Source organism: Streptomyces malaysiensis subsp. malaysiensis (genome assembly GCF_040653035.1).
GTDB lineage: Bacteria > Actinomycetota > Actinomycetes > Streptomycetales > Streptomycetaceae > Streptomyces > Streptomyces malaysiensis.
The window spans coordinates 119,988-130,750 of record NZ_JBEZNG010000027.1 but is presented as its reverse complement, the minus strand read 5'-3'; the positions used below and the strand labels follow the sequence as shown (position 1 = coordinate 130,750).

Annotated in this window: 7 protein-coding genes; 2 read left to right on the top strand and 5 right to left on the bottom strand. The window is 73.0% G+C overall.

Annotation, left to right across the window (positions count from 1 at the left end; genetic code table 11):
• Positions 1 to 160: 160 nt before the first annotated feature.
• A complete protein-coding gene (locus tag AB0E24_RS37415) occupies positions 161 to 2,053 on the bottom strand; it encodes an AAA family ATPase (protein WP_351372058.1) in 1,893 nt (630 codons plus the stop codon).
• 399 nt (positions 2,054 to 2,452) lie between these two features.
• The gene (locus AB0E24_RS37410; RefSeq protein ID WP_093707367.1) at positions 2,453 to 3,082 is read right to left on the bottom strand and encodes a uridine kinase family protein; all 630 of its coding nucleotides are present in this window, start codon (positions 3,080 to 3,082) and stop codon (positions 2,453 to 2,455) included.
• A gap of 172 nt (positions 3,083 to 3,254) precedes the next feature.
• On the opposite strand from AB0E24_RS37410, the gene AB0E24_RS37405 reads away from it, so the two are divergent.
• A complete protein-coding gene (locus tag AB0E24_RS37405) occupies positions 3,255 to 4,691 on the top strand; it encodes a C39 family peptidase (RefSeq protein ID WP_359383958.1) in 1,437 nt (478 codons plus the stop codon).
• Between the two features lie 97 nt (positions 4,692 to 4,788).
• Here the strand turns inward: AB0E24_RS37405 and AB0E24_RS37400 are convergent, their stop codons facing one another.
• Positions 4,789 to 5,421, bottom strand: a complete 633-nt coding sequence (locus tag AB0E24_RS37400) for an HhH-GDP family DNA glycosylase (RefSeq protein ID WP_359383956.1) — start codon at positions 5,419 to 5,421, stop codon at positions 4,789 to 4,791.
• A 63-nt stretch (positions 5,422 to 5,484) separates the two neighbouring features.
• Complete coding sequence (locus tag AB0E24_RS37395) at positions 5,485 to 7,203, bottom strand: PucR family transcriptional regulator (RefSeq protein ID WP_079259689.1); 1,719 nt, start codon at positions 7,201 to 7,203, stop codon at positions 5,485 to 5,487.
• A gap of 742 nt (positions 7,204 to 7,945) precedes the next feature.
• Between AB0E24_RS37395 and AB0E24_RS37390 the strand changes: the two genes are divergently transcribed.
• The gene (locus AB0E24_RS37390) at positions 7,946 to 10,177 is read left to right on the top strand and encodes a putative bifunctional diguanylate cyclase/phosphodiesterase (protein ID WP_079259690.1); all 2,232 of its coding nucleotides are present in this window, start codon (positions 7,946 to 7,948) and stop codon (positions 10,175 to 10,177) included.
• Between the two features lie 119 nt (positions 10,178 to 10,296).
• Here the strand turns inward: AB0E24_RS37390 and AB0E24_RS37385 are convergent, their stop codons facing one another.
• Complete coding sequence (locus tag AB0E24_RS37385) at positions 10,297 to 10,653, bottom strand: DUF779 domain-containing protein (protein WP_079153532.1); 357 nt, start codon at positions 10,651 to 10,653, stop codon at positions 10,297 to 10,299.
• Positions 10,654 to 10,763 lie beyond the last annotated feature (110 nt).

Here is a 10,763-nt window from a genome sequence, read left to right as displayed (position 1 = left end):
GCGGCGGTCGCGCCTGCGGCGGGCCTTTCCCCTACCCGCCCCTTCCCACAACCGGGGCTCCGCCCCGGACCCCGCTCCTCAAGCGCCGGAGGGGCTGAAATCAGCCCGTCCGGGGTCCGGGGCGGAGCCCCATGGTTTGGGAAAGCCCGCCGCAGGCGCGCTACGTCAGGGGTGGGTCCTGGGGGTCGCGGTACATGGGGCCGCGGCCGGACAGGACCTCCCCGTACGCCTGCATCAGATCCGGCAGCCGCAGCGTGGCGAGGTCATCGCGGTTCGGCGTGCCGCTCCAGCCGGAGAGCCGCAGATCCCGGTAGGCGCAGCTCTTCTCGTACAGCGTGCGCAGAAACCTGCCGTTCCCCAGCTCGTCGATCCAGCCCTGGTCCACCACATGGCCGCTGATGCTGCGCAGCTCCTCCACGGCCTCCTCGTCCCACACGTCCCCGTTCTCCGCCGCCAGCACCTCACCGATCCGGGTGAGCTCCAGGGGGCGGTAGCTGGGGAAGTCCACACGGGTGGTGAAGCGCGAGCTCAGACCGGGGTTGGCGGCCAGCAGCCGGTCCATGCCCTCGGGGTAGCCGGCGAGGATCACCACCAGCCGGTCGCGGTTGTCCTCGGCGCGCTTGAGCAGCACCTGAAGCGCCTCGTCGCCGTACGCGTCGCCCTTGCTGTAGCCCGAGTTGGACAGGCTGTACGCCTCGTCGACGAAGAGCACCCCGCCGAGCGCCGAGTCGATCAGCTCATTGGCCTTCACCGCCGTCTGGCCCAGGTACTCGCCGACCAGATCGGCGCGCCCGGCCTCCACCAGATGGTCGCCGCCGAGCAGCCCGAGGGCGTAGAAGACCCGGCCGAGAATGCGGGCCACGGTGGTCTTGCCGGTGCCGGAGGGGCCGGAGAAGACGAAGTGCCGCTTGGGCGGCTGGACCGGCAGGCCCTGTCCGGCGCGCAGCCGTGCCATATGGAGCTGCGCCGACAGCGCCCGCACCTGCCGCTTGACCGGCTCCAGGCCGACCATGCGCTCCAGCTCCTGGAGCGCGCTCTCCAGCAGCACCGGATCGGAGGGGCCGGGCTGGGACGGCATTCCGGCCCGGTCGCGGGTGCCGCCCGCGCCCATCACGGCGGGGCCCATCAGCGGCGGGCCCTCGGGCCCCTCACCCCCGGCGCGCGGGTCGCGGCCGTCGGTGGCCAGCGGATCGGCGGGGTCGGCGGCGGCGCCGTCCCGGCCGTCCGTGGCGTCCTGGCCACCGGCCCCGGCCAGCGAGACGGCGGCCAGGTCCGCGGGCTCGTCAAGACCGTCGGACTCGGCTATCGCCGCGAGCCGCGCCGAGGTGTCCATGAAGGTGGAGTCGATACGGTGGACCGCGCGGTAGAGGGGGAGCGCGGCGGCGCTGCGGCCGGTGCCCTCATGGGCGCGGGCCAGCCAGTAGCGCAGCTCCTTGCGCTGGGGCTGTTCGCTGCGACAGCGCATCAAGGCGGCGGCGAGCAGCGGTTCGGCCTGGCTGTACATCTCCAGCCGGACCCGCGCCATCCCGGCGAACAGACCCGCCTCGATGCCCAGGAACGGATCGTCCAGCAGCGGCTCGGTGTGGCGGACCAGCTGCTCCCAGTCCTTGACCAGATAGGCGCGGCAGGCGTGCAGAAAACGGGCCTGCGGATCGGCCTCCACCGGAGGGCAGCCGGCCAGTGCCCGGTCCAGCTCGGGCACATGGCGGCCGTCGAGCCAGTGCGAGGCGTGGGCGAGCAGCAGGTCCCGGCTGGTCTCCAGCACCGGCTGGACCCACCAGCCCAGCCAGTACCAGGAGTTGAGGGTGCGGCGGTGCCGGGCGCGCTGCTCGCCGAAGCGGTCGCGGTGCCGGTACATCCGCAGCAGCGCCGCCGCCGTGTCGGCCCGCAGCGCATGCAGTCCGAGCCAGGCGTCGGCCATTCCCGGATCGAGCCGCGTGGCGGCCCGGAACTCCTCCTCGGCCTGTGCGTACGCGCCCATCGTGTAGGCGTCGACGGCTCGCAGCCAGGCGAGGTCGGCCGGGGCGTGCGAACCCTGCGTGCCGAAATCCATCACGTCCCCCACAACCCCTGCCCCCGTGGATGCCGCAGGGGCGACTGCCCCTTTCGCATCGTACCTGCGTAACTCCTATGGGCCGAGGGTGCCGCACTGTTGTTCGTTGCAATCACACAAGGCCGGGCGGGTGTGCGCGGGGGCGTGTAGGGGGCGCACGGGGTTCGGCGCCGTTGGTCACCCAGGGTGATGGAGCGGCGGCGCAAAGCAGCGAAAAACCATCGCCAGACAGGACGAAGCCCCCGATCACGGGGGAACAACCGGGGGCTTCGCGTTGTGGGACGACTCGTACGAGTCGCACATTGAGAACGTAAGACCTGTATGGGCCCCAGGTCAAGCCGAGTTGGGGTACGCGTCATGCGTCCGGTGCGGGCGTACGGTCCGGTCGGGGGCATGGGCTCACGCTGTGTGAGGCCAAGGCGTGTTTCCGTCGGTCGCCGCGGGTCCCGGGAGCACCTCATACCCCTCCTTTCGCTGTCTTACCAACGTTCCGGCGTGCGGACGGGAGGGGTCGGCGGCGAAATGCGCACGCTCGGCCGGCAGCCATCCGTCCCAGAATGCGGACAGCTCCGGGCCGTCCCGCAGCTGTCCGCGCCGCCAGGAGTCCGGTGCGGGCAGATCCATCCACAACAGCCGCGCCAGCCGCGGCCGCACCGCGCGCCGGCCGCTGCCCACACCCTCCAGCAGCACCACCGGCGCGGGATCGAGCCGCCGCCGGGCGGTGGCGAAGCGGCGCTCCACCCAGTCGTACGGGGCGTAGCGCGCGGCCGTGCCCTTCGCGAGCGGGGTGAGCACCTCGGAGTGCAGCCGACCCGCCCAGCCGAAGAGCTCCTCATGGGTGGCGAAGTCGTCCGTGTGCAGCACGGGCGCGCCGCCGAGCGCCTCGGCGAGGTGGCGGGCGAAGGTGGTCTTCCCGGAGCCGGCGTGGCCGTCGACCGCGACCAGCCGGACCGGCCCGCAGGACGGCGGCAGCGCACACAGGTGCCGCGCCAGCGCGTCCAGGCTGCCAACCGGTGGGTAAGTCCGCATCGGGGACCACCATACGACCCTTTCGGCTCGTTCACTCCATTGGTTCACACCAATATTGAGAGGGCGGGTGCTGGGGGAATCACTGGCCTGAGACCACTCGCAGCGGCCATAGTTGTGCGACTGTCGCGCACCCGCCGCCCATGGGACCGGACGACGACTGGGGGAACCCCGCATGACCAGATCTGGATCCACGCCTCGCCGCTCCGTGCTCGCCGCCGCCATCGGCGTCGCGGGCGCAGCCGCCGTCACCACGACCGCCGCCGCTGCCGCCGGGGCGGCCCGCCCGGCCCCGTCCGCGGCACGCGGCTCGGGGACCCCCGGGGCCGCCGGAGCCCCGGCGGGCTCCGAGACCAAGGCCAAGGCCGGCCGCGTTGCGGAATACCACGGCTGGAGCGGCCACGCCGACTGGCTGGCCGGTGCCGCCAAGGGCGTCCGCGCCGAGGCCGGGGACCGCCCCGGCATCGTGATCTCCCGCCCGCTGGGCAGCGTGGACTACACCGATCCGCACACCGGCACCAAGGCCGCCTGGGAGTACGCCACCTGGACCTCCCCGGTGCGCACCCTCTCCGTGCCCGCGACCGAGGCCATCGTCTCCTGGAACGCCCACACCCCGGCCGGCACCTGGATCCAGATCGAGCTCAAGGGCAGCTACACCGACGGCTCCGCGACCCCCTGGTACGTGATGGGCCGCTGGGCCTCCGACGACGGCGCCTCCTCCATCCGGCGCACCTCGGTCGACGGCCAGAGCGACGACAAGAGCTCGGTGTGGACCGACACCTTCTCCATCGACGACCCGGCGAGCGGACTGCGGCTGGCGAAGTACCAGGTGCGGCTCACCCTCCACCGCAAGCCCGGCACCGCGCTCACCCCCACGGTGTGGCGGGTCGGCGCGATGGGCTCCGACGTCCCCGACCGGTTCGAGGTGCCCGCCTCCACGCCGAGCCTGCCCAAGGCGCGCGAACTCGCCGTACCGCGCTACTCGCAGGAGATCCACAAGGGCCAGTACCCGGAGTACGACAACGGCGGCGAGGCGTGGTGCAGCCCCACCTCCTCGCAGATGATCATCGAGTACTGGGGCCGCAAGCCGTCCGCGAAGGACCTGGCCTGGGTCAACCCGGACTACGCCGATCCGCAGGTCTGTCACGCCGCCCGGGCCACCTTCGACTACCAGTACGAGGGCTGCGGCAACTGGCCGTTCAACGCCGCCTACGCCGCCACGTACCGCGAAATGCAGGGCGTGGTCACCCGGCTCGGCTCGCTCACCGACGCCGAGAAGCTGATCGGCGCCGGCATTCCGCTGATCACCTCGCAGTCCTTCCTCAAGACGGAGCTGGACGGCGCGGGGTACGGCACCTCGGGCCATCTGATGACCGTCATCGGCTTCACGGCGGACGGCGACATCATCGCCAACGACCCGGCGTCGCCCAGCAATGAGGCGGTCCGCCATGTCTACAAGCGGCGGCAGTGGGAGAACATCTGGCTGCGGACGAAGCGGTACAACGCCGACGGCAAGGTGGTCTCCGGCACCGGAGGCGTCTGCTACCTCTACTTCCCGGCCAAGCCGAGCGCCGCCCAGCGGCGGGTGCTGAAGGAGCTCGGCATCCGCTGAGACCGGGCGGGGGCGGGCCCGGGGGCGCCCGGGTCTCCCCGGACGGCGGTGAGCGGACCCGGGCCCCTAACGGGCATCAGATCCACATCTGAGCGCACTACGCGGCGGCGCGCACCTCCCGCGCGGCGTCCGCGTGGAGCGCGACGCGGACCAGGGCCGCGGCCAGCCGGGGCAGCTCGTCCTCGGCCACCAGCCCCGCCAGCGACCGTGCGCTCTTCGGCAGTCCGACGCGCTCGGCGCCCTCCAGCGCCTTGCGGTCGAAGTACGGGGCGAACTCCGGCCAGAGGCCCTGCGCCTCGCGCAGGAAGATGTTCACCCCGGCCGGCCCGATGCCGTTGATCTCCCGCAGCAGCTGCTTCGGGTCCCCGGCCTTCCGCATCCGCCGCAGATCGCCCCCGTACTCCCGGTTCACCAGCTCGGCCGCCTCGCCCAGCTGGGTGGCGGTCCGCTCGTCGTAGCGCCGGTAGCCGCCCTCGCCCAGCGCGTCGACCCGCCGCTGCCAGTCGGCCTCCGCCATCCGCCGCGGGTCGCGCATCCCGGCGTCGAAGAGGGCGCGGGCGGCGGCGACCGCGGTATCGGACCTGATCCGCGCGGACAGCAGATGTGCGAGCACCAGCAGCTGGTAGAGCGGGCCGGGGGCGTCGCGGAGCCTGATCCCGGCCTCGGCGGCGAAGGTCGTGCCCTGCTGGTCGAGCAGAGTGCGCGCCACGCTCCGGTTCTTGTCGCTCATCGCCGATCCCGCCTCGTCGTATGGTGCCGTCGCGTCGGACCCGGGTGCCCGGCGACGGCCCGCTCACTCCGGGCCGCTCCGCATGATCTTCCAAATACGGGTGGCGACCTGGAGGTTGAGCCTGCTGTCCACGTCCGCCAGATCGCTTCCGCCGATCTCGCGGATCCGCTGGAGCCGGTAGCGCAGGGTCGAGCGGTGGATCACCAGCGCCGCGGCCGTCTCGCTGTAGTTGCCGCCGCGGTCGAAGTACTGGGAGAGGGTCTCCACCAGGTCCGTGTGGTGCAGGGCGTCGTAGTCCAGCAGCGGGCCCAGCCACTCCCGGACGAACCGCTCGACCTCACAGTGGTCGTTCCCGGTGCGCAGGATCCGGTACAGCCCCAGGTCGTCGTAGAGCGTCATGCCGTTCGCGCTGTGCGACCCGCGGCGCACCTCCAGCGCCCGCAGCGCCTCCTGGTACGAGCGGGGCACCTCGTGCGGGGTGGCACAGCGGGCGCCCACCCCGATCGCCCCGCTGTCCGTGCCGAGCTCACGGCTCAGCGCCGGGTACAGCGACCGCTCGCCCGGTGCGCCCTGGGCCACCAGGACCGCCGTGTCCGAGCGCAGGGCGGGCAGGATCCGCAGGCCGAGGCCGGTGGCCGCCCGGCTCACGGCCTTGAGGAAGACATCGTCGGCCGGCCGGTCCGTCCAGCGCACCACGATCACATGGTGCGGGCCGTGCAGATCGTGGCCGACCGCCTCCGCGCGGGCGTACGCACCGGCGTCGTCCGTGCCCGAGAGCAGATCGTCGACCAGCTCCCGCCGCAGCCGCAGCTCCACCTCGGCCAGCTCGCGCAGATGCGCCAGCTCCAGGCCGAGCGCGGTCGCGGCGTGGTCCAGCGCGCGCACGGCCCGCTCATCGGCCCGGCCGTCCGGATCCACCAGGCAGAGCGCGCCCAGCACCTCACCGCGCGGATCGGCCACCGCCACCAGCCGGTCCCGCATCCGCACCGGGCGCGGCCGGCGGATGGCCTCCCGCAGCAGCTCCTCGCGGTGCGCCGGATCGGGTTTGGGATAGGGGTCCGGGCGGCCGGGGCCCGCCCAGGCCCTGAGGTTGCCGAACCGGTCCTCGGCGGCGGCCGCGAGCCCGGTGATCCGGTACAGCGTCCGGACGATCCCGTCCTCGCCGTCGCCGTGGGCGGCCGAGCGGGCGAGGGCGTCATGGACCTCGCGCAGCTGGCAGAGGTCGGTCAGCGAGGAGTCCAGCCGCCGCCGTATCGCCTCCCGCTCGTCCCGTGCCCGGCGCAGCTCCTGGGCCTGCACGCGCTCACGGCGGTGCGCGGCGTCCGCACGGCGGTGCGCGGCGGCGGCGGACAGCGCGGCGGCCGTCTGCCGTACGAGCAGGGAGAGCAGCAGCCGTTCGTCCTCGCCCGGCCGGTCGCGGTAGCTCACCACCAGGGCGCCGTGCAGCCCGTCCGGCTCATCCGGCCCGCCCCGCTCGCGCAGCCCGAACGCCCAGCCCCAGGCCCGCCGGGGGAACCGCACCGGCCCGTCCCGTCCGGCCAGCTCCCTCACCTGCGCGTCCAGGGCCTCGGTGGCGCGCGGGCCGTCGTCCGGACAGCGGACCAGACCCTCGTCGAGCCGTAGGTATCCCGCCTCGGCGCGGCCGGTCCCGACCGCGCTGACCTGGGCCATCGCCCGGCGCAGTATCCCTGCCTCGTCCTGGCCGTCGACCCCGTCGAAGCTGGTGGACAGGGTCAGACAGCGGCGCAGCAGCAGATCGTGGGCGACACCTGGTGGGGCCATTGGGTCACTCCGTGCGTCCTCATGTGTCCCGTGCGTCCTCACGCCTCCTCGCGGAGATCCACCCGGCGAGTACCCCATTCATGGTAATTCACCGCATGAGGGTGAAAATGGTGCGCGGATTTCGATCCGCTGGGCGCAGTGGACGGCGGGACGACCGGCCCCGCGGCGGCCGGTCCGCTTCCCGCCGGGCGGACCGGAGGGCGAGCGGGCGGGCCGGGAGGTCCGCGCCTGTGCCGCGACGCGCGCGGGCGCCCGGACGCGCCGACGTGATGGATTTCCCAATTCGACTGCTCACACGCGGGGTTGGCGCCCCGCCAGAACGCGGCCTCCAAAGGGGGTTTCGCGGACCGGCTTTCACCGGCCCGCCCTCTGGAGGACCGAGGTCAGCGCGGTGCTTGGGCCGCTGGCAGATGCCTGTGACAGATGCTCGTCGGCCCCCGGCGGCGCCCATCTTCATGATCGCATCCGGATTGAAGATTTCCGTTTTTCCTTTCCTCATCGAACGGTTGATCAGTAATCTCGCCTCAGCAGCGGGTTGCCGTGCCGCTCTTCGTCGTGCTCAACTTCCCCGAGGACGCGGACGACCCGAGGGCGGCCCCGGAAGCCGGAAGAGGGCGAAGGAAGTGCAGGACGTGGACTGGCAGCCGGAGGGCACCGACGCCACAGGCGAGGACGCGGCAGGCGAACGGGACACAGCTCATAGGGCCACAGCCCATCGCGGCCGCCCCGGGGAGCGCACGATATGACCTCCGAATCGGGCGGGCCGAGATGTGAACGCGGCGCCGGGGACGCCGCGGAACACCCCGCCCCCACGGACAGCGAGCCGCTGAGGCGCTTCGCGGGCATCTGGTGCCGGGCCGTCCACCCGCTGGCGGCCACCACGATGACCCCCGAGGCGTTCGAGGAGTATCTGCTGCCGCTGGCCCACCGGTTGAGCGCCGCCCTGCGCTCCTCCCCCTTCGACACCGAGGCCGCGTACGGCGTCGGGGCCGCGCTGGTGGACGCCCAGTGCACCGAGCCCGAGGCGCTGCCCGCCATCCTGGGCGTCATCGACGCGCATCTGGTGTCCTGCTCGACGCCCGCCGCGCCCTCCCGCCAGCCGTCCGCCGAGCCGGGCCACCAGCCGCCGGCCGACGAGGAGGCGCGCGCCCGCTGTGTGCGGCTCCAGCACGCCCTCGCCGCCGGATTCGTCCGCGAGCTGCGCAAGCGCGAGCGCGATGAGCAGGCGGCCATCTCGCGGGCCGCGCTGGCCGCCCGGACCGAGGCCGAGAAGGCGCTGCACACGAGCGAGGCCAAGTTCCAGGCCGTCTTCGAGGGCGCGGTCATCGGCGTGGGCATCGCCGGACTCGACGGCGAGGTGCTCGTCGTCAACGACGCCATGGCCCGGATGTTCGGCGGGATGGACTTCTTCCGCCCCGGCCGCAACGTCACCGAGTTCGTCCACCCCGACGACGTACCCGGCGCCCATGAGCTCTACCGCGAGCTGGTCAGCGGCGAGCGCGACCACTTCCGCATCGAGAAGCCGCACTACCGCGACGACGGCAGCGAGCTGTGGACCAATCTGACGGTCACCCTGCTGCGCGACTCCAGCGGCGCCCCGCAGTACCAGCTCGCCCTCGCCGAGGACATCACCGAGCACCGGCGGCTACGGGAGCGGCTGCGCTACGAGGCCACCCACGACGAGCTGACCGGGCTGCCCAACCGCCCCCTGTTCCTGGAACGGCTGGACCAGGTGCTGGCCGCCGGCGACGACGCCGACCGGTTCGGCGTGTGCTACCTGGACCTGGACGGCTTCAAGGCGGTCAACGACAGCCTCGGGCACATCGTCGGCGACCGGCTGCTCAAGGCCGTCGCGGAACGCCTCCAGGGCTGTGTGAACGCCCCCGCCGAGCTGATCGCCCGGGTCGGCGGCGATGAGTTCCTCGCCCTGGTCACCGGCCCCGCGGCGCAGGCCGACGGCGCCGCGCTGGCCCGCCGGATGCTCGCCGCGCTCGCCGAACCCGTCCGCGTCGAGGGCCGTGAGCTGCGGGTCCGGGCCAGCATCGGAGTGGTCGACGGCCGGGCCGGGGAGATCGGCCGGGCCGAGGTGCTGCGCAGCGCCGACATCACCATGTACCGGGCCAAGGCCGCGGGCGGCAATCGCTACGAGATCGCCGACGCCGACTCCAACGCCCGGGTGATCGCCCGCCACAGCCTCACCAACGGGCTGCCCTCCGCCCTGGAGAAGGGCGAGTTCTTCATCGAGTACCAGCCGCTGGTACGGCTCACCGACGGCACCGTGCGCGGTGCGGAGGCGCTCGTACGCTGGCTGCATCCGGTGCACGGAGTGCTCGGCCCCGACCAGTTCATCCCGCTCGCCGAGGACACCGGGCTGATCGTCCCGCTCGGCCGCTGGGTGCTGGAGCAGGCCGCCCGGCAGGCACGCGAGTGGCGCGACGCCGACGACGAGGGCGGCGAGCCGCTGCGCGTCAACGTCAATCTCTCGCCGTGCCAGCTGAGCCATCCCACGCTGGTCTCCGACACGGTGGCGGTCCTGGAGAACGCCGGGCTGTGCCCCAGCGCGCTGTGCCTGGAGGTCACCGAGAACGACCTCATCGGCGCCGACGAGAGCGCCCTGCGGCCCCTGCGGCAACTCGCCGACCTGGGCGTGGACATCGCCCTGGACGACTTCGGCACCGGCTACTCCAACCTGTCGTATCTGCGCCGGCTCCCGGTGAGCACCCTCAAACTGGACCGTTCCTTCACCCGGGGCATGCAGCGGGCCCCGGCCGACCCGGTCGACGTCAAGATCGTCGAGGGGATCGTCTCGCTCGCCCACACACTGGACCTCGCGGTGACGGTCGAGGGCGTGGAGACGGCCGTCCAGGCCGAGCATCTGCGCGGGCTGGGCTGTGACACCGGCCAGGGCTGGTACTACGCCCGCCCGGGCCCGCCCGAGCGGCTGCACACCCTGGCGCTGGCCGACGCGAGCTGAGGGCGACGCCGCGGGAGGGCGCGGGCAGATGGGTGTCCGCCGCCCTCGCACGCCCTTGGGAGCGCCCCTCGCGCCCATGTGGCTGCCCCCTCGCGCCCCTGCGGACGACGGGGCCGCGCTCAGCTCGCCGCGTCGTCCAGCAGCCGTGAGCGGATCAGGAACCGCACACCCTCCGGGGCCTCCAGGGAGAAGCCGCTGCCGCGGCCGGGCACCACATCCACCGTGAGATGCGTATGGGCCCATCGCTCGAACTGCGAGGCCGACATCCAGAAGCCCACCGGCTCCTCGACCCCGTCCACCTCCAGCTCCCCGAGCAGCACATCCGACCCGCCCGTACGGAACTCGCCGAGCGGATAGCACATCGGGGCGCTGCCGTCGCAGCAGCCGCCCGACTGGTGGAACATCAGCGGCCCGTGCTCCGCCCTCAGTTGGCGGATCAGCTCGGCCGCGGCCGGGGTCAGCGCGATACGGTCCATGGGCGATCCCTCTCCGGTCATCCCGCCGAGCGGTCAGGGGCCGGGCCCAGCGAACCTCCGGCCACGTTGCGAGAAGGTTGCCCTCTCACCATGCCACCGGCAGCGCGCGC